The sequence below is a fragment of the Flavobacterium sp. YO64 genome, assembly GCF_004119505.1.
GTDB lineage: Bacteria > Bacteroidota > Bacteroidia > Flavobacteriales > Flavobacteriaceae > Flavobacterium > Flavobacterium oncorhynchi.
In genome coordinates, this window is record NZ_NRQV01000030.1 from 26,848 (window position 1) to 48,671 (window position 21,824).

Consider the following 21,824-nt stretch of genomic DNA (forward strand, 5'->3'; position numbering starts at 1 on the left):
TCTACCCTTTTTTACCAAAGCTCATAAACAACATAAGCACTTACCATCCAATGATTTGAAGTTCCATTTGCATTTTTTTGAGCTTCTGGAATACTAAAAACAGCTGTGTGTTTCCCTTCATTTAATTCTAATGGAACAATCATAGGTGGAACATTACTTCCAGGACACCAGTTTGAACGGCTTAAATCACTGCTAGCAATTGGTTCTTCAATTTCTTTTACTGCATAAGTTCCTTTATCATCCTGAATATAAGGTGCTTTTCTTTTCTTCAACCAGACTCCCGTTCCTGGATTGAATCGTCGGAAACTGGCGCAGTCATCTCGCCACGGAATAAAATCAATTACTTTTTTTCCGTCTATTTTTACAATATTCTGTTTCTTAACAAATTCATCTCCTTCGCCATGACCTCCATGACCTGTTGTGATATAATATAATTTTGGATTCTTAGCTCCTTTTGGCAGATTAAATTCTACCTGAAAATCTTTGTACGCGAATAATTCATCATTACCTTGATTAGTTCCAAATGGTTCTGTATTCAATATTGGAACAATGATTTTATTCTTTGGTAAATCGCAGCTTAACTCACTTGGAGTAAGATTAATAGATGCATTTACAATATGTCCGCCTTTAGTATAATTTCCTATATGAACTCCAACCCAAACTTCACCTTGAAGCAACGTTGAAAACTGCGAAATATCTTCTTTCCATCTCACCTCTTTTTCCCAATACGGAATATAAACGGGTTTGCGCTGCAATGAATCATTGCTAAAAAAGCCAATACCGAAAGTGGTCATAAAACGCATCAATTCTACTGTTGGTGCAAAGTTACCTTCTGGAGCTATCATTTTTATTTTAGTATATTCATTTGAAGCAAACTTTTTTCCTTTCACCACTTCTTCTAAAGAATTGTTCTTATCAACTGGAAGAACAAAAATTGACCCTGCTCTATCGTAACGATCGCCGCCCGAAATAACACTTACATTAATTTCGTATTTAGTATTTACTTTTTGCTTTGGAAAAGTCAGCTTTTTAAAAACATATTGACCACCGCCATAATAAACGTTTCCATTAGCATCAGTCGAAAAGTCTTTACATTTATCATCATGCTGTACTCTTACCTGATTAAATATTTCCAGTTTTTGCCCTGTAACCTGATTACTAAATAGTAATGTATTTAACAGTATTGCAAAAATTATTTTTTTCATATTCTATAAATTTCTTTTGTATTCTTTTTATTGTTTTTTTTTTATTCAGAGGTTTAAATCCTCTTAACTAAAAATCCTTAATTATTTGGTAACTGTAATAATTTCTCTTAATCGAATATCTCTGGAAGATGCACCAATCATAATTCTAAAATCCCCTGGTTCAACAACCCATTTCATATCTTCGTTTAGCATTTGTAATACTTCTTTATTAATATCAAACGAAACCTCTTTTGATTCTCCTGCTTTAAGCGAAATTCTCTCAAAACCTTTCATTTGTTTAATTGGCTGGGCAATTGATGATAAAAGATCTCTTACATACAGCTGAACCACTTCGTCACCATCAACTTTACTCGTATTTTTTATGGTGCAATACACTTTTGTAGTTTCCGATTTTCCGATTTGTTTTTTGTCGAATCGCAAATTGCTGTATTCAAAAGTCGAATAACTTAATCCGTAACCAAACGGAAATAAAGGCGCTCCGTTCAAATTTGTATAATCATCAGAACGTCCTGTTGGTTTATGATTGTAAACTAATGGTAATTGCCCTTCAAAAACAGGGAAAGTAATTGGTAAACGCCCCGCTGGATTTTTATCTCCAAACAAAATATTAGCTACAGCATGTCCGCCATCTTCACCTGGATACCAGACGTCTAGAATAGAAGGTACATTGTTAATCCATTTGTCCATTGTAATGGCACTACCACCTACTAAAACTACAACAACAGGTTTTCCTGTTGCAGCAACGGCGTTGATTAATTCTTCCTGATGTCCCAATAAACCTAAATACGCTCTATCATTAAATTCTCCTTCTTCAATTCCCGCAGCAATTACGGCAACATCAGATTTTTTAGCCGCTGCAACAGCTTCTTCAATCTTCTTTTGCCAATCATTATCAACTCCTACATTCCAAACTAATTTGAATTTAGCATAACCCTGCGATTCAAAAAACTCAATTTTAATTTCGTATTCTTTATCTTTCTCAAACTTGAAATCAACCAATTTTGTCGAATAGGTTTGGCTTTTCCAGTTGTCAATAATTAGTTTTCCATTCAAATACAAACGGTAACCATCATTACCTTCAAAACCTATTTTATAAATTCCTGATACTGGCGATTTAATTTTTCCTGTCCATTTTACAGAATAAAAATCATAATTTATTTTTTCTTGATCTGGAGAGTATAATGTCCAATCAAAACTAATTGCATTGTCTAATCTTGTCAAAGCAGGAGTTCCACTTAATTGTACATTGTTGAAATATTCTGCAGATAATCCATTTACGGTTTTCCCATTTTCAACGCTGAATAAATTAGCAGACGGAACAGCGGTATATTCTTTATTTCTTCTTGCACAGCCTTCAGCCAAATTAATTACAGCTGAAGAACCCAGCTTTGCTTTTATACCGTCAAGCATACTTACTTTTCCATTTCCGGGACCACTGTAACCGCCTAAACGTGCTTCGGTAATATCATTTCCTATTAAGGCAATTGATTGTATTGATTTTTTAAGAGGCAGTACATTGTTCTCATTTTTCAATAAAACCATTCCTTTTTCTGCCGCTTCTCTTGCTAATAATTTATGAGCTGGATTTCCATTCCATTTATTAGTTTCTCTTTCATCGGCATATGGATTTTCGAACAATCCTAACTCAAATTTTAATCTCAAAACTCTTGTTACGGCTTCGTCGATGTTTTTCATATCTATTCTTCCGTCTAAGAAAGGCGGTTGAAATAACTTATAGTGATCGTAAGCAGTTTGAAAAATAACATCTAAACCATTGTTGATCGCATTTGCACTAGATTCAGGGTAATCTTTTGCCGTATAATGCAATACATTTCCTCCGCCAACGGCATTTGCATCAGAAATAATGAATCCTTTAAAATTCATTTCGCCTTTTAGTTTCTTATTTAACAACCAGTCATTTGCTGTACAAGGACTTCCATTTATTGTATTGTATGAAGTCATAACGCTTCGGCTTCCGCCTTCATTAAAGCAGGCACGGAATGGAGGAAACTGATATTCTTCTAAATAACGTTCATTATAATCAATTGGATAACTGTCACGACCGCCGTCTCCGCTGTTTGCAAGGAAATGTTTTGGAGTTGTGATTACTCCTCTTTCTTCAAAAGACGACACATAAGCGACTCCCATTTTTGAAGAAAGAAAAGGATCTTCACCATACGTTTCCTCAACGCGCCCCCAGCGAACATCTGAAGCTAGATTTACTACAGGTGATAAAATTTGACGAATTCCACGACTTTTTGATTCTAATGCAATTGCGGTAGAAACTCTTTTCATTAATCCAGGATCAAATGTTGCAGCCAATGAAATAGATTGCGGGAATGCTGTTGCTCCATCTCTTACTAATCCGTGTAATGCTTCATCAAAAGCGATTATAGGAATTCCTAAACGTGTTTTTTCTACAAAATACTTCTGCATTTTATTGATTAATTTTACAGTTTCCTTTGCGTTACTTGCTGCGCTGTAATCTAAAATTTGATTGCTTGCATCGGTACTTCCTTTGGCACTTACCTGAAAGCCAAAAATTCCGTTTTTATAATTCTCTGCTCCATCAGACAAATCACCGGGAATCATAAACATCTGCCAAAATTTTTCCTCAACTGTCATTCGGGATAATAAGTCCTGAACGCGTTCGTCTATGGGTAATTTTGGATTTTTATACTTTGGAGTGTTTTGTGAAAAAATGGTTTGAACTCCAAGAAATAAAACGATTAAAAGTGTTTTTTTGTTCATGCTAATACTGCTCTTATGCTGAATGGATTGAATGTATTCTTTATAAAAAATGCCATCCTCAAAAAGATGAAGATGACATTTTTATTGTCTTTATTAATTTGTCAAGAAACCGCCTTGACCTCTGTACAATTTAATTGGCGCATCTAATGTTACTTTAATACAAGTCACATATTTGTCTGCTGTATTCTCTGGTAAATCGATATAAACCAATCCTGGAACTGCGCTCCAAGAAATTTTCCCAACTACTTTGTGCGTTAATTTTACATTTGATCCTAAAACTGTAATATCTTGAATTTTATTATCCAGACCTTTTAACATCAATTGTCCTGAAGTTTTTCCGTGTACAAATAAGTAAAGTGTTTTTGAGTCTTTAGAAAGCGTAGTTGGTCCATAAAAATGTCCTAACGGAATTCCTGGAATAGTTCCAAAAATACCTTCACCATTTCTTCTGTTCCAATCTCCAAGTTCTTTCAATGTTGAAACAACAGTATCCGGATAAGTTCCGTCAGGTTTTGGTCCTATGTCAAGTAATAAATTTCCACCGTTTGAAACTGCATCAACAAAAATAGTGATGATTTCGTAAGGCGTTTTCCAATTGTTATCGCTCACACGGTATCCCCAGTTTTCATTCATCGTCATGCATAATTCCCACCATTTGAATGCTGGACGCACAACTGGAAAGTTTTGCTCTGGAGTATCATAATCACCGTAACCCTGCAAACGTCCGTTAATGATTGTGTTTGGATTTCTATCTAACATCATTTTACGCGTTTTCTCAGCCTGCCATTCATCAGCACTATGTTCCCAATCACCATCAAACCACCATAAATCTGGATTGTACCAATCTGAAATTTCTTTAATTTGTCCTTGAAAGAACTTTTGAAAACGCTCCCAGCGAGCTGGTTCTTTTTTAATATCGTAACGTGCTTTATCTTTCAAGAAACCTGGATAATCGTTGTGTGTCCAATCGATTAAGGAAAAATAAGCACCGCATTTTATATCACGTTTACGCAATTCCTCAAAGAATGGTTTAATCATATCTTTTTTGGCAGGAGTAGTTTTTACTGAACTCAACTTACCTAATTTAGTATCGTACATAGCTACACCGTCGTGGTGTTTTGTTGTAATTACAGCGTACTTAGCACCTGAATCTTTAATCATATCAGCCCAAGCCGCAGGATCATATTTACTCAAAGTGTAGCTTTTTTGCTGTTTCATATAATCTTCTACTGAAATTTTTCCATTGTGAAAACTCCAAGATTCAGAAACATCAGCAACCGAATAAATTCCGGCATGAATAAAAATTCCAAGCTTAGCATCTTCAAACCATTTCATTTTTTCAGCAATATCTTTTGCAGCAATTTTGTTCTGCGCACTGCCCGCAATAGATGTTCCTACGAACAAAGCGGTTAAGATTATCTTTTTAATCATTTTAAGTTTATTTTGTTTGTTTATTATTTAATTCTGATTGTTGTTGAAGCACCTTGTAATCCAGCACTTTCTGCTTTTACTGTAAATTGTCCTTTTTGATCTTTTTTAGCTTTAACAATTACTAACACTTTACCATTAAAAGCAGGTCTTTCTGTACTTTGAAATGGCACAAAACTAGTAGCGTCTCCATTATCTGTAGCTACAATTTCTCCAGCTCCTTCAATTGAAAATTTCACTAATGGATTTGAACGCGGAACTACTAAACCACTATTATCAGTTACATCAACCGTTACAAAAACCAAATCAACATCGTCTGCAAGAACTTCTGTTCTATCTGCGGCCATTTTTAATTTTGCTTCTGTTCCAGTAGTTTTAACAATATCTGTCGCCCATACTTTACCGTTTTTATAACAAACCACTTTCAGCTCACCAGGTGTATAAACAACATCATCCCAAGTTAAACGGAAGTCTTTTCCGGTTTCCATTTTCTTTCTTCCAAGACTTTTTCCGTTTAAGAACAATTCGCCTTCGTTTCCAGAAGTGTAAACATGTACAGGAACTACTTTTCCAACTCTTTCACTCCAATTCCAATGAGGCAGAATGTGCGCAGTAGGAACATCTGGTCTCCAATGTGATTTGTAGCTGTAATAACGGTCTTTTGGAAATCCAGCCAAATCGATAATTCCAAAATAACTGCTTCTTGACGGCGGATTACTTTTTTGTAATTCTGCCAATTTTGCTTCTAATTCCTTTTGTTTAGAAGGATCTGTTCTAAAATTCAACAAATTTGTTTCATCTGAATTGTATGGTGTTGGTTCTCCCAAATAATCAAAACCTGTCCAAACATATTCTCCTAATAAATGCGGATATTTTGCGTTGGTACGAAATTGTGTATCTGGCGAACATCCCCAACCCGGAAAAGCATCATCATAAGAGGAAATCTGCCAAGATTTTTTATCGAATTTATCATCGAAAAAATATTCACCCCTTGAACTTACAGTCGAGGCTGTTTCGCTTCCAAGCGTTGGTTTATTTGCATATCTTGGATCAACATCCCATTTTGGCTGTTGGTCAAAAAAGTAATTTACTCCCATAATGTCAAGTGCCATAGCCGCTCCTGAACCTCTGCCGCCGTCAGGGTCATTATAACCGTTAGAAATTGGACGCGTTGGATCTTCTCTGCGCATAATATCAGCCAATTCTTTGGTTAATCTTACGTTTTGTTGATCTGGAACTTCATTTCCAATTGACCAAATAAATACCGAAGGATTGTTTCTATCTCTGCGAACCAATGCCATTAAATCTCTTTCATGCCATTCGTCGAAAATTACATTGTAATCAAACTTCTTTTTTCCGATTCTCCAAGCGTCAAAAGCTTCATCCCAAACTAAAAATCCCATTTTATCAGCCAATTCTAACAATTCTGGTGCAGGCGGATTATGAGAAGTTCTTAATGAATTACAACCCATTTCTTTCAACATTACTAATTGTCTTTTTAATGCCGATGTATTAATGGCAGCCCCCAGCGCTCCTAAGTCATGATGGTTGCAGGTTCCAAATATTTCAACTCTTTTCCCATTTAATAAAAACCCGTTTCTTGGTGTAAACTCAATGGTTCTAATACCAAAAGGAGTATTATATGTATCAACTACTTTTCCGTCAACGCTTATTTTAGTTTGCGCTACATAACGATTTGGTGTTTTTAAATCCCATAATTTAGGATTGTTCAAAACCGAATGTGTTTCTGCTTCTTCACTTCCGTTTGCTTTAATGTCAAGTGTTGAAGTAATTAATGAACCTACTTTTGCTTTGAGATTGTCATTGATATCAATTTCATATAAATCAGTTGTCACAACAGCTTTTACAGCTTTATTTGAAGCATTTTGTACGTTTACCAATACTTTGATATCAGCTGCTTCTTTGGTAATATTTGGTGTTGTCACAAAAGTTCCCCAATGTGCAACATGTACCGGACTCGTTTTTACCAGCCAAACATGACGATAAATTCCAGCACCTGGATACCAGCGGGAATCCCAATTTTCAGTATCTAAACGAACAGCTAAAATATTCTCTTGACCAAATTTTAAAAACGGTGTCAAGTTCATACGGAAGGAATTATAACCAAACGGCCATGTTCCTACATAATTTCCGTTTAAATAAATTTTAGCATTAGCCATAGCGCCGTCAAAATCAACAAAAATTTGTTTTCCAGAATCTGAAGCAGGAACCGTAAAATGCTTACGATACCATCCTATTCCTTTCCAAGGCAATTTTCCAGTTTCGCCTCTTAATTCGATTCTAAAAGGTCCTTTGATAGCCCAATCGTGCGGCAGATTTAATTTTTCCCAATTAGATTCGTTTAAAGAAACGGCTTCTAAATTTTTAGGTTCTTCTTTTACTAATCCGTCCGCTAGAGATCCGTATCTTGAAAAGAGCCAGTTATCATCAAAAGACTGTGTATCTGTTGATCCCATTCTCTTTATGGCTGCTTGCTGCGAAAACACAGACGATCCCATGATTAAACAAAGCACTACTACTAGGCTTTTGCTTATCGAAAACATCTTTTTGTTCATGTTTGGTTTATTTAGTTATTCTGTTTTTTGGTATTGTTAAAGCAAATGTGTTCCGCTACAAGGAACGGTCTAAATGTGTATATCCTCCGTCAACATATATCAGCTGCCCAGTTGTATGACTTGATTTATCAGACAACAAGAATACAGTCATATTTGCAATTTCTTCTACGGTCGTCATTCTGTTTTCTAACGGAATTTTAGCTGTAATATCTTTTAATTTTTGTTCTGGATTTTCAAGAGTGTTAATCCATGTTTCGTATAAAGGCGTATAACATTCAGCCACAATAACCGAGTTTACACGTATTCCATATTTTAATAATTCAACTGCCCACTCACGAGTCAAAGCATTACGACCACCATTTGACGCAGCATAAGCCGAAGTATTTCCCTGTCCAGTATCAGCAGTTTTTGAACCTATATTTACAATTGCCCCTTTTGTTTTTTTCAATTCTGGCAAAGCGTGCTGCGCAATTAAATAATAATGAGTCAGATTCTTATGAATCGATGCGATAAACTTTTCATAATTACCGCTTTCTAAACCAACGCCATCATTTACACCTGCATTATTCACCAATCCATCAATACGTCCGTATAAAGCAATAATCTGATCTATAGCAGTTTTGCAAGCCTCTGGATTCGTTAATTCTGCAACTACTGACAAGGCTTTTCCGTTTTCAGCTTCTATTTGTCTTATAGCTGCCTGATTATCATCATCGTCTCTTCCAATTATCACAGGAATAGCTCCTTCGCCAGCCAGAACCTTACAGATTCCAAGTCCAATTCCTTTTGCACCGCCGGTTACGATAATTATTTTGTCTTTTAAATTAAGGTTCATTTATTCTTTATTATGGTTAGATAGTTTTTTATGTTAAATGTTCTTAGCCAAGTTCTCAATTATCCCTGCAAATGATAAAATTGAACTGCATTACTGCTCCAAAATTTATCTTGATCTGCTCTCGAAAACTTCGAAAAATAATCTTCTACAATATCACAGGAAGACGAATACGAAGCTGCAAGCAAACTCACAGGCCAGTCACTGCCAAACATCAAGCGATCAATTCCAAATACTTCAGTAACTACATCTAAGCAATATGTAAAATCCTCGCGTGTCCAATTACTCCAATCCGCTTCAGTTACCAAACCTGAAACCTTACACATTACATTAGGAAATTTTGCAATTGCTCTAATTCCTTTCTCCCACTCGTTGAATTCTTTATTTTTGAAATCTGGTTTTGCCAAATGATCAATAACAAATTTTTGTTTTGGAAACTTCTCAACTAATTTTGCAGCATTTTCCAAATGTTTAGGAAAAATCAAAATATCATACGTAAAATTGTGTTTTACCAATTTCGAAATTCCATTTTGAAATTTTTCCTGAAGCATAAAATCAAGATCAGCTTCAGCTTGAACAATGTGTCTGAATCCCTTTAATTTTTCATACTGAGTATAATACTCTAAACGTTCATCAATATTTTCAGCGCATAAATCAACCCAGCCTACAACACCTTTTATAAAAACATTTTCTTTGGCAAGATCTAAAAGAAAACCTGTTTCCTCTTCACTCTGGTCTGCCTGAACTGCCACACATCCCTCAAACTGATTTTTTATCAATAAAGGCTCTAAATCTGAAGGCATAAAATCCTGCTGGATCACTTTCATATCGTCAGTAATCCAAGCGTCTTTTATAGGATGGTATTTCCAAAAATGCTGATGGCTATCTATTTTCATGCAAATCGAATATTTTATCCATCAACATCCATTTTTCACCCTCTTTTGCCCAAGGCAGTGCTTTTTGGTATTTCCACATCAATTCTTCCCATTTTTGCACTACAGGATTATTAGCATCCATTTCTCCTTTTCTTTCAAAAGTAAAAGTGTCATTCGCCTCAATAATCATAAACATTCTGTTACCAACGCAATAAATATCCAGATTCTCAATACCAGAATTGGTGATACTTTCTGTAATTTCCGGCCAGATCTTTTCGTGATACTTTTTGTATTCTGCCATTAAAACTGGGTCTTCATTTAAATCTAATGCGAGACAATATTTTTGCGTTACCATATACTTTATTTAAAACTTTAGATAAAATATCTAAATTCATTTATTTTCAATTAAAAACAATTAAAACAAAACTGCCAATTAAGCGCTTACTTTAATAACAATACCAGCTTGTTTAGCTAATTCTGCACGCTGCGATTTAGGAACCGAAACACTGATTCCACCGCTTACTTTTTTATAACTTAACTTTGTTTTACTTCCTAAAAGCATAACATTTAATTTGCCTTTTAAATCATTCTTGATAATAATTTCAGAAGGAATTTCTTTCTCATTTGCTGATGGAAGATAAATTCCAAAAACTGTTTTTTCTCCTTTTGAAGTGTAGTACAAATTACCTTCAGAATATGGAGCAATTGGTTTTGTAGCATAAATCGCTTCGCCGTTTACATCCAGCCATTTTCCAACTTCGGCTAATGCTTTTTGTATTTTAGGTTCAAAATCACCTTTTCCGTCAGGACCAACGCCAAGAAGTAAATTACCGCCTTTGGCAACAATTCCAGTTAATAACTGAATTACTTCTGTCCCTGATTTATACTTATCATTTGGCACCCAGCCCCAATCATTACCAAGTGTTACACAGCTTTCCCATGGCACCGCAATTGGTTTTTCAAGTACTTTGCGCTCAGGAGTTAGATAATCTTCATATTCACCCGGCACCCAACGGTCAACGACAATAAGTCCCGGCTGCTTTTTACGTGCCGTTTCGGCAATTAATTTCATATCGATATCTAAGTTCTGACGGTTCTTTTTTCCTTCAATTTGTTTTGCCGGACGAACCCATCCTCCGTCAAGCCAAAGAATATCAACTTTACCATAATCTGTTGTTAATTCGTTTAACTGATTTTGGGTATATTTTACAAAATTCTGCCATCTTTCAGGATGCGCTTTTATATCATAATTTGGATTTCGATCTTTTGGCGGATAATATTTCCACCAAAAATCTTGTGAAGTCCAGTCTGGTTTCGAAAAATAAATTCCTACTGATAATCCCTCTTTTCTAGAAGCATCCAAAACATTTCTTAACACGTCTGGTTTTGCATTTTTAGCACTAGGCAAATTCGGATTTGTGATTTTAAAGTCCGTAAATTTTGAATCGTACATACAAAATCCATCGTGGTGTTTTGATGTGAAAATCAAATATTTTGCGCCGGCACTTTTAAACATTTTTGCCCATTTCTCTGAATCTAAATTTACAGGATTCAAGCTAAATCGTGCTCCGCGATAATCTGAAGCAAAAGAATCATAATCGTCATAACCATTGCGAGTCACCCAATCTTCAGGAGCCAATCCCCACGATTCGCAAATTCCAAGCTGACTGTATAATCCCATATGAATAAGGACTCCAAACTTATAATCCTGCCATTTGGCCAAGTTTTCTTTTACAGCTTTATCCTTTGGAGCAATATAAGTATCTGCAGGTGTTTTTTCATTTTCCGGCATAATATCTCCTTGCGCCTGAGACAAAGTTCCTACGGCAAAACAACAAACGGATAATACTAGTTTTAATCTGCTTTTCATGTGCTATAATTATGTTTTTCTAAACTTATACCTTATTATAAAACAGAGTGTCCTTCTTTATAGTAAAAACTAACTTATTTACTAAATCGTTTTATATATTTTGACACTCCTTTTTGATGCAATCTCAAAAAAATAAAATTATCGTATTATTAAGTCTTATATTACTCCAAAATTATCATTAATTAAGCATTTATTATCTTTACAATTAATTTCATAAAAAAAAGAATAAAAAATAATGCAATCCCGATTTTTTTAGCCTTTTAAAAGAATATTTGCTTTTTATTCTTTATAAATCCAAACCGTTTATTTCTATTTTCTTGCAGAAATAAAGTCGTTTTAGTAAAATAGCACTGTATTTATCTTTTCAGATAAATATGACTTGTATTTATAAATAGAATAAAGAATCTAAAACTAGACTAATGCCTTTTTTCTATATTCCTTTGGTGTTGTTCCAATTAATTTTTTAAACAACTTATTGAAGTTTGAAGCTGTTTTATAACCGCACTCATAGGCAATCTCAGAAACGCCTAAATCTGTTTCGATTAAATATTTGCAAGCATTAGAAACTCTAATTTCATTAAGATATTCTACAAAAGGCTTTTTGGTTTTAGCCTTGAACATTCTACAAAAAGATGTAGGTGTTAAATTGGCAATTTTAGAAATTTCGTCGAGTGATATCTCTTCTTTAAAATTTGATTTTACATATTTGAAAACCTCTGCTAAACGGTCATTTTTATTATCATCATCTACCGAAACATATGAACTGTCATTGATAAATCTTAAATCTTTGCTTTTTGATAAAAGAAAAATGATTTCGATTAGTCCCATAACCACTTCAAAGCCTTTTTTCTTAAGCAGTTTTTCTAATTTTTTAGAAACAATAGCATTTGTCTGACCAGTAATCGAAACTCCTTTTATAGCCTGAGAGAAAAACTTTTTAATTTCCTGCGCTTCTGGCAGTTCATAAAAAGAGGTTCCAAATAGATCTCGGCTAAAATAGATTACAATCGCTTTCGCTTTTAAACTATTAATTCCTTTATAGAAAATTTCGTCATTAAGCCAAACATGTGGAATATCATCTCCTAGAAAAACCATATCTCCAGATTCAAACGATTCTACAGAATTTCCGATAATTCTTTTTCCGTGGCTTTCTAAAATATAGACCAACTCAAATTCTGGATGTGAATGAAAAGGCGACTGAAAAAAAGATTCTTCACGCGAGAATACAGACAGCGATGTATTGGTATAAGAAGCAATGTTAGTCTTTACAATTTTCATTTTCAGAATAGTAATGATAATTAATAATTAAATAAGGATAAAATCGAATTAATCACTTATTTTTTTAGATATAATTTTAAATTTCCCAAAAAACAAAAATAATAAAAAATTCATATGAGAATACTAAATCGATTTACTAAGTTTGAAAAATATAAAAATAAAAACGAAAATGAGTAATTAATTTTCATTTATTGCAAAAAAACAGCACTATTTTTTCTATGCTTTACCTTGATATATTGGCAGATTATGCAAATAATCTAAGATAAAATAGAGGTGATTATATGAAAAAAATGGACTTTATATTTAGGCAGAGATTTCTCAAAAACATTAAAAAAAACTAAAAAACAAATTAAAGAAAGGCTTTCTTTTAAAACAAAACCTTTCTAGAATACCATACAATTCATCGTTTTTTACTCCTCAAATTTAAATTTTTAGCAAAATTTATTTCGAAGTGATTGTGGAGTAAAACTGAAAAAACTAAAACTAAAAAAAATGAAAAAAGCCCTCGTGATTTTCCTTATTGGCTTAAGTGCAAATGCTATTGCACAAACCAAAACTACAGGTAATGTTGTTGAATATTTTGGAAAAGAAAAAATTGTTACAACCGCTGAGGGGAGCGTTTTACACAATTTCAGCACAGGCTTTACCCTTCCTGCTGATAAAAAATCGGGGACGCTTTTTAACGGGCAAGATCCTGTAGCTTGGCAGTATTCGGTTGGAAAATTTGTAAATCCGAACAAACAAAAAGGAGATTGGCAGCCTATTAAAGTTGATTCTGCAGGCGTCTTTAGCGGTAAGGATATGAGATCGGCTTTTTTATTTACGGAATATAATGCTCCAAAAGAACAAATCGTACTGCTTGAAACAACCGGCGGTACACGTACTTATATAAATGGTTTCCCGCATGAAGGTGATCATTATGATTTTGGGTACACATTGATTCCGTTTAAACTTCGCAAAGGCGTAAATGAATTTGTGTACACGAAAGGTCGTTTTGGACGCGTGAAATCAAAACTTGTAGTACCTTCAAAAAGTATACAGTTTACCAAACGTGACTTAACACTTCCGGATGTTATTAATGGTGAAAATGACGAAAAATGGGCTTCTGTTCGTATTATAAATGCAACGGAAAAAGAATTAAAAAACCTTGTTATCAAAGCCAAATTATCAAGCGGCGAAACTGCGAATTACACAACAGATGCTATTATTCCTTTGTTTGTTAGAAAAGTAAAATTTAAAGTTCCAGCAGCAAAAGCCAATTTTACAGGCGAATTGAAGATCGAATTAACGCTTACGGATAAAAGCGGAAAGATAATCGACAAAACCGAATTCCCGATTCAACAGCGATCTGCAACGGTGCATCATGAGCGTACTTTTATAAGTAAGGTCGACAACAGCGTACAATATTACAGTATCGCTCCTGCATTAGAAAGCGGTCCAAAAGCTTTAATACTTTCGGTTCATGGTGCTTCTGTTGAAGCCAGAAATCAAGCAAGAGCTTACAAACAAAAGGACTGGGCGCATATTGTTGCCGCAACAAACCGTCGCCCGTTTGGTTTTAACTGGGAAGATTGGGGAAGAATCGATGCAATGGAAGTTTTAGCAGAGGCTAAAAAAGTATTCAATACTATTCCCGCTCAAACTTACTTAACAGGTCACTCAATGGGTGGTCACGGAACTTGGTTTCTAGGAACTACTTATCCGAGTAAATTTGCTGCAATTGCACCTTGCGCCTCTTATCCTGATATTGCAACTTATGGGTTTGATAAAGGCGACGAAATGCATGATATGTTTAAAGCTTATGAACCAATCAAACGCTCTGCTAACTCAGGTCGCGTTCGAAGTCTTATTCAAAACTTAAAACAATCTGGTGTTTATATCCTGCATGGCGATGCCGATTCGACTGTTCCGATTTCGCAAGTGCGAGAAATGCGAGAAATTCTAGGAACTTTCCATCCCAACTTTTGTTATTATGAATATCCAGGCGGAGAACACTGGTATGGAGATCATTCTGTAGATTGGTTCCCTATTTTCGAGTTTTTCAAACGTCAGACCATTCCAGCAAATAAAGAAGTTAAAGAAATTGATTTTCATACCGCTTCTCCTGCCGTTTCTTCAACTGATTATTGGATAAAACTACAGCAACAGATTCTTCCATTTGATTTTTCAAATATTAATGCAAAAATAGAGAAAGAGCAAATTGCAATTAAAACGAAAAATGTTTCTATAATGGAACTTGACTTGGTTTCTTTAGATTTAAAAGGCGAAATCACAATCAATATCAACGATCAAATCTTAAAAGCAGCAACTGACAAGAAAGCAATTCTGGCTTTAAAAGATGAAAAATGGTCTTTGATTAACGAAATCAATACAAATCAAAAATATGGTGATCGTCAAGGCGGTTTCAAATTTGCTTTTAATAACAATGTGGTTTTTGTTTATGCTACTGGAGGATCAGCTTCTGAGCGCGAATGGTACTTAAACAGAGCTCGTTTTGATGCCGAAACTTTTTATTATAGAGGAAACGGAAGTATTGATGTGATTGCCGACAGCGAGTTTTCATTGGATAAATACAAAGATAGAAACGTAATTATTTATGGTAATGCTTCTAATAATAGCGCTTGGAAATTACTACTAAAAAATGCTCCTATTCAAATTGACAATCAGCAGGTAAAAATTGGCAGCAAAGTATTGAAAGGAACTGATTTAGCTGCTTACTTTGTGGTACCAAGAACCGACAGTAAAACTGCAATGATTGGTGTTGTTGCCGGAACTTCAGAAAAAGGAATGAAGGCAACTTGGGCAAATAATTATATTTCTGGAATTACTGGTTTTCCTGATGTAATGATCTTTAAAACTGATTTACTTTTGAATGGTTTGCCTAATATGAAAGTAAGCGGCTTCTTCGATAATGACTGGTCTGCAAAAACGCTTGAATTTTTTCAAAAATAAACAATTTAAAAACCGCAAAATCATGATTTTATATTCAAAAAAAACAGACTGGTATTTATTTACTAATACGATTTAGTATTTCGATAAAAAACAATTACTTTTAACGAAAATTTAAAGAATACAAAACAAACGGTAATCGTTTAACACAGAATAAACAACCTTTTGGCAACCCTGTTAATTAGTTTGTAATACTAGGACTGTAAATTAGTCTTCAGAAAATAACAAACAATTTCTAGAATGTCAATGCTTTTTGAGTATAAAAACTAAAACAAAAAATAACATAGAACAAAACTAAAAAAATGGAAAAAAGATTTGCAATAGCGATGGATGTCGGCGGTTCACATATTACTTCTGCAGTTGTTGATCTTAATGAGATGAAAGTTTTTAAAGAATCCCTTTTTAAGGTTTCTTTTGATTCCAATCTGCCTACCAATGAAGTAATGGATTTCTGGGAAAATGCCATTCGTGCAGTTTTAGAAAAACCACAATTAGAGAATTTATCTGGAATAGCCATGGCAATTCCTGGTCCGTTTGATTATGAAGAAGGAACCTGTTGGATTAAAGATCAAGATAAATATGAAAACTTTTATGGTCTAAATATAAAAGACCTTTTGAGAGAACGTTTTGATTTTGATCAAAACCTTCCTATTGTTTTTGAAAATGATGCTAAAAGCTTTGGCAAAGGAGAAGTTTACAAAAACATGGAAAATCTGCCAAAAAATGTTATGGCTGTTACTTTAGGAACTGGTCTTGGTGCATGTTTTATTAAAAAAGGAAAAATTGTAAGTACAGGTCACAAAGTTCCGCCTAATGGAGAAATATGGAACCTTGCCTACAAAAACGGAATGGCGGAAGACGCTGTTTCTCTAAGAGCATTGCTTTCTGGCTATCATAATTTAAGCGGTATTCAAATTAATAACGGGCTCGACTTATATCTTTTGGCTGTTGATGGAGATCAAAAAGCGATTCAGGCTTTTACTGAATTTGGAGAAGATCTAGCCGAAATTATAATTCCATGGTTAAAAAGCTTTAACGTCAATATGCTGGTTATTGGCGGGAAAATTGCAAATGCAGGAGACTTGTTTTTAAATGTTCTTAGAGAAAAATTAGAAGAATCAGGAATAGAAATTGAACTGGTTATTTCGACAGATAATGAAACTACTGCTTTATTAGGAGCTGCAAGCTTACTTTATGAAGCCTAAAAATAAACCCATTTCTGATTTTTAACAATCAGATTTAAAAAATAGATACTAATGACAAATCGTAGAAATTTTCTAAAAAAAACGGCAATGGCATCTGCTGCTGTTGCGTTTGGTTCTTTTGCCGGACGAGCGGGAGAACTTGAAGAACAAAATGAACTTCTTGACGGAAAAGTGAGAAAACCAATTGTACTTTCGACTTGGCGTTTTGGTCTGCAAGCCAATGAAGCTGCTTGGGAAGTATTGAAAAAAGGAGGACGCGCCTTAGATGCTGTAGAAGCAGGTGTAAAAGTTCCCGAAGCTGATCCAAAAGAAAGAAGTGTTGGTTACGGCGGAAGACCTGATCGTGACGGACGTGTAACTCTAGATGCTTGTATTATGGACGAAATGTCTAATATTGGTTCTGTTGGCTGTCTTGAGTATATAAAACACCCTATTTCTGTTGCTCGTGCCGTGATGGAAAAAACACCTCATGTTATGCTGGTTGGCGATGGAGCGCTTCAATTTGCTTTGTCACAAGGTTTTCCAAAAGAAAATTTATTACTTCCTGATTCAGAACGTGAATGGAAAGAATGGTTAAAAACATCCGAATATAAACCAATTGCCAATATCGAAAACCACGATACTATTGGTATGATCGCTCTTGATGCTGCAGGAAATCTATCTGGAGCTTGTACTACAAGCGGTATGGCGTTTAAAATGCACGGACGTTTAGGCGACTCTCCTATTATTGGCGCTGGTTTATATGTCGATAACGAAATTGGTGCTGCAACTGCAACTGGACATGGAGAAGAAGTAATTAGAATTTCGGGCTGCCACTTGGTTGTTGAATTAATGCGCCAAGGAAGATCACCACAAAAAGCTTGTGAAGAAGCGGTTTCAAGAGTTGTCAAATTAATGAAAAACCGAAATAAAAATCTGAAAGACATTCAGGTTGGTTTTATTGCCTTGAACAAAAAAGGAGATTACGGTTCGTATTGCGTTCAAAGCGGCTTTAACTACGCCGTTTATGACGAAACCGGGAATCGCTTAATCGATCCTGATTTTTATCTTAAATAGCATTTTACTTGTTATTGATTCGTTTCTAAGTATCTCTTCTACATAGTATAAATTTCTTCAACACATAGTCCCTAAACTTCGGCACTATGTGTTGAAATTAATAATATCCAACGAATATTAAATAAAAAACTATCTAACCAAATACAGATAAAACAAACAACCACAATGAAAAATAAATTTCAGTTATTATTTACTGCATTAGTCTGTGCTAGTACTTTCTCGCTGCATGCCCAAGGTGATTTCAGCATGGAAGCCAACAAATCTGAAGAAGCAGGTTATATTGCGCCAAAAGATCCATTGGTAAAAGCCAATCTTGACAAATGGCAGGGTTCCAAATTTGGTGTATTAATCCACATGGGGCTTTACACTCAGTTAGGAACGGTTGAATCTTGGGGATTAGCTCCTGAAGATTGGGTAAATAGAGATGGTTACAATGATTATTACAAATATGCTACTGATTATAGAAATACAAAATACAAACTGAATCCTACGAATCTTAATTCAGAAAAGTGGGCTAAAATGTTTAAAAATGCTGGAGCAAAATATATGATATTTACCTCCAAACATCATGACGGATTTTGTATGTACGATTCAAAATTTACCGATTTTAAAATCACAAATCCAGAATTACCATATAGCAAAAATGCAAAAGCCGATGTACTAAAAGATGTTTTAGATGCTTCAAGAAAAGAAGGTTTGGCTGTTGGTGTTTATTTCTCTAAACCTGACTGGACGACCGAAACTTTTTGGTGGCCGTATTATCCGCCAAAAGACAGAAATCCAACTTATGACATTACTAAATTTCCAGAAAGATGGAAAAGCTATGTACAATACACCCAAAATCAGCTGAACGAATTGACTACAAATTATGGTAAAGTTGATATTCTTTGGCTTGACGGCTGCTGGGTTAGACCACTTTCGACCATAAATAAGAAAGTAGAAGAGTTTTGCAAATATCCTTATGATATGGATATTGACATGAAATTAGTCTCAGAAACTGCCCGCAAAAAGCAACCGGGTATGCTCGTTGTAGACCGCTGGGTTCCGAGTGAATATGAAAACTATTTAACACCGGAACAAAAAACACCCGAAAAACCATTAAGCGTGCCTTGGGAAAGCTGCATTACTCTTGGCGGAGCTTGGGGATGGGTACCAAACGATCATTATAAATCATCAAAAGAAGTTATTCAATTAATGACAAGCATTGTTGTTAAAGGCGGAAACTTACTATTAGGCGTTGGTCCAGATGCCAAAGGAGAATTTGATCCAAAAATTGAGACAACTTTAGCTAATGTTGGAAAATGGTTAACTGCAAATGGCGAAGCTATCTACGACACTAAACCTGTTGCTCCATACTTAGACGGAAAAGTGGGTTATACTCAAAAAGGAAATGCTGTTTATGGCATCTACATGCCTTCAAAAGAGGAAAAAGAGTTACCAGCATCAATCACTATCAAAACGGACAAAAAAGGCGGTTTAAAAGTCTCTTTATTGGGTACTAAACAAAAACTAGCCAGTAAAAAAGTAAACGGTGGGATCGAAGTCACAATTCCGAAAGAACTTAGAACTTCTTTAGCGGCTCAAGAAGCTGTTGTAATTAAAGTGATTTAACAGCCTAAATAAATTTTAAAATCTAAAGATGAAAAAACAATTAATAACAATTTTGGGATGTCTTGCCTTTTTATCTGTGACAGCTCAAAGAATCAGCGCTCCTGCACCTTATGGTGCATTGCCAAGTGAACCGCAATTGCGCTGGCACGAAATCGAGCAATATGTTTTAGTCCATTTTACACCTACAACTTTTCAGAATAAAGAATGGGGATATGGCGATGCTGATCCTAAAATATTTAATCCAACAAAATTCGATGCCAGCCAAATTGTAAACGCAGCAAAATCTGGTGGTTTTAAGGGGGTTATTTTTGTGGCTAAACATCATGATGGATTTTGTTTATGGCCTACAAAAACAACAGCTTACAACATTAGCGCAAGTCCGTTTCGTAATGGAAAAGGCGATATGGTAAAAGAATTTGAAACCGCAACACGCAATGCAGGAATGAAATTCGGGCTTTATTGTTCGCCTTGGGACAGAAATAATGAAGATTATGGAAAACCTGAATACGTTACTAAATACCGAAATCAATTAAGAGAATTGTACACGAACTACGGCAAATTATTCATCACTTGGTTTGATGGTGCAAATGGCGGCGACGGCTATTACGGAGGTAAAAAAGAAAGCCGAAGTATTGACCGTGCTACTTATTATGATTGGGATAAAACATGGGCGATTTCTAAAGAATTGCAGCCAGAAGCTGTTATTTTCTCTGATAATGGTGAAGTGCGCTGGGTAGGAAACGAAAGGGGTTTTGCAGACGAAACTTCTTGGGCTACTTTTACTCCTGAACCAATAGCAGGTAAAACAGTAGCTGTGCCAGGAGAAACTAATTACGAAAAAGCACCAATGGGAACTCGAAATGGTAAATACTGGAAACCAGCTGAGTGTGATGTACCGCTTAGAAACGGATGGTTTTACCATGCTAATGAAGACAATCACGTAAAGTCAGTTTCGGAGTTGTTTGAGATTTATTGTAAATCTGTAGGCCGCGGTGCTGGTATGGATATTGGTCTTGCACCAACTACAGAAGGTATATTACATCCAAATGATGTAAAAGCGTTGAAAGATTTTGGAGATTTTTTAAAACAGACATTTTCAAATAATCTTGCACAATCTGCTGTGATTACGGCTTCGGAAGTTCGAGGTGAGAACCAAATCTTTTTCGGGACCAAAAATCTTACTGACAACGATCGTTACTCCTATTGGGCAACCAGTGATAATGTAAAAAAAGCGTTTATAACTTTAGAATGGGATAAAGAGCAAACCTTTAATATCATTCGTTTAAGAGAAAACATCAAATTAGGTCAACGTATTGAAAAAGTCGAAATTGAAGCTTTTGCTAATAAAAACTGGAAAAAAGTAGCCGAAGCTACAAGTATTGGCGCTAATCGATTGGTCCGTTTACCAAATTATATTACAACTTCAAAATTGAGAATCCGCATTGTAGAATCTCCTGTTTGTATTACTTTAAGCGATGTAGGTGTTTTTAAGGAACCGGAACAATTGCCTCTTCCAAAAATTAAAAGAGACAAAAATGGTACTGTTTCTATCACCACTGAAACAACTGTAAATCAGATTCATTACACAATTGACGGAACGGAACCTACTATTCACTCACCAATTTACAAAGAAGCTTTTTCGTTTTTAACTTCTGGTGATGTTAAAGCCAAATCATTTGGAACAGATATGAAATCTGGTGAAACTGCGATTCAATCCTTCAATATTTGCAAAAAAGACTGGAAAATAGTTACTGCTTCTTTCGAAAATGAACAAACATCAAATGCTATTGATGAAAATGCAGAAACTATCTGGAGTACCGCAGACAACACATCGTTAATGCCTTTGCCACAATTCATAGTTATTGACATGGGACAAGAATTGGAAATCAAATCTTTATCGTATTTGCCTCGTCAAAACGGAACTGGCGGAATTGTCAAAGACTACCAATGGCAGGTAAGCACCGATAATACAAATTGGACAACAATTGCTGAAGGTGAATTTGCCAATATCAAAAGTAATCTGGTTGAACAAAATATAACTTTAAAAGCATCGGCGAAAGCCAGATATATTAGATTTACAGGAAAAACAAGTGTAGACGGCAGATACATTACTGTCGCCGAAATTGGTGTAAAAACGAAATAATCCAGTTTTCTTTTAATAGATTAATAGAACAAAAAGAGTACTATA

14 protein-coding genes are annotated in these 21,824 nt (G+C 35.0%); 5 read left to right on the forward strand and 9 right to left on the reverse strand.

From position 1 onward, the window contains the following. Positions 1-11: 11 nt before the first annotated feature. The 9 genes from BOW57_RS17195 to BOW57_RS17235 form a co-directional block, all read right to left on the reverse strand. A complete protein-coding gene (locus BOW57_RS17195; protein WP_129056028.1) occupies positions 12-1,205 on the reverse strand; it encodes a peptide-N-glycosidase F-related protein in 1,194 nt (397 codons plus the stop codon). 81 nt (positions 1,206-1,286) lie between these two features. After that, positions 1,287-3,956 (reverse strand): glycoside hydrolase family 3 C-terminal domain-containing protein, encoded by a 2,670-nt coding sequence (locus BOW57_RS17200; RefSeq protein WP_129056030.1) that lies wholly within the window; start codon positions 3,954-3,956, stop codon positions 1,287-1,289. Between the two features lie 93 nt (positions 3,957-4,049). Beyond that, the gene (locus BOW57_RS17205) at positions 4,050-5,387 is read right to left on the reverse strand and encodes an alpha-L-fucosidase (RefSeq protein ID WP_089056364.1); all 1,338 of its coding nucleotides are present in this window, start codon (positions 5,385-5,387) and stop codon (positions 4,050-4,052) included. 23 nt (positions 5,388-5,410) lie between these two features. Further along, positions 5,411-7,960: a beta-galactosidase GalB gene (gene galB, locus BOW57_RS17210; RefSeq protein ID WP_206734757.1), complete on the reverse strand. Its 2,550-nt coding sequence runs from the start codon at positions 7,958-7,960 to the stop codon at positions 5,411-5,413. A 55-nt stretch (positions 7,961-8,015) separates the two neighbouring features. After that, a complete protein-coding gene (locus BOW57_RS17215) occupies positions 8,016-8,795 on the reverse strand; it encodes an SDR family oxidoreductase (RefSeq protein WP_129056032.1) in 780 nt (259 codons plus the stop codon). A gap of 59 nt (positions 8,796-8,854) precedes the next feature. Next, positions 8,855-9,688 (reverse strand): amidohydrolase, encoded by an 834-nt coding sequence (locus BOW57_RS17220; protein WP_129056034.1) that lies wholly within the window; start codon positions 9,686-9,688, stop codon positions 8,855-8,857. Beyond that, positions 9,675-10,022, reverse strand: a complete 348-nt coding sequence (locus BOW57_RS17225) for an L-rhamnose mutarotase (RefSeq protein ID WP_129056036.1) — start codon at positions 10,020-10,022, stop codon at positions 9,675-9,677. The genes BOW57_RS17220 and BOW57_RS17225 overlap by 14 nt, the downstream gene beginning before the upstream one ends. A gap of 78 nt (positions 10,023-10,100) precedes the next feature. Continuing rightward, a complete protein-coding gene (locus BOW57_RS17230) occupies positions 10,101-11,537 on the reverse strand; it encodes an alpha-L-fucosidase (protein ID WP_129056038.1) in 1,437 nt (478 codons plus the stop codon). A gap of 411 nt (positions 11,538-11,948) precedes the next feature. Continuing rightward, a complete protein-coding gene (locus BOW57_RS17235; protein WP_129056040.1) occupies positions 11,949-12,815 on the reverse strand; it encodes an AraC family transcriptional regulator in 867 nt (288 codons plus the stop codon). Positions 12,816-13,307: 492 nt separating this feature from the next. On the opposite strand from BOW57_RS17235, the gene BOW57_RS17240 reads away from it, so the two are divergent. From BOW57_RS17240 to BOW57_RS17260, 5 genes are all read left to right on the forward strand, one after another. Next, positions 13,308-15,767, forward strand: a complete 2,460-nt coding sequence (locus tag BOW57_RS17240; protein WP_129056042.1) for a prolyl oligopeptidase family serine peptidase — start codon at positions 13,308-13,310, stop codon at positions 15,765-15,767. A 299-nt stretch (positions 15,768-16,066) separates the two neighbouring features. Then, on the forward strand, positions 16,067-16,969 hold the full coding sequence (locus BOW57_RS17245; protein ID WP_129056044.1) for an ROK family protein: 903 nt from the start codon (positions 16,067-16,069) through the stop codon (positions 16,967-16,969). A gap of 51 nt (positions 16,970-17,020) precedes the next feature. Further along, on the forward strand, positions 17,021-18,025 hold the full coding sequence (locus BOW57_RS17250) for an isoaspartyl peptidase/L-asparaginase (protein WP_129056047.1): 1,005 nt from the start codon (positions 17,021-17,023) through the stop codon (positions 18,023-18,025). Between the two features lie 165 nt (positions 18,026-18,190). Further along, positions 18,191-19,636 carry an alpha-L-fucosidase gene (locus tag BOW57_RS17255; protein WP_129056049.1) on the forward strand — a complete coding sequence of 482 codons (1,446 nt, stop codon included), beginning with the start codon at positions 18,191-18,193 and terminating at the stop codon, positions 19,634-19,636. Between the two features lie 28 nt (positions 19,637-19,664). Continuing rightward, complete coding sequence (locus tag BOW57_RS17260; protein WP_129056051.1) at positions 19,665-21,779, forward strand: alpha-L-fucosidase; 2,115 nt, start codon at positions 19,665-19,667, stop codon at positions 21,777-21,779. Positions 21,780-21,824 lie beyond the last annotated feature (45 nt).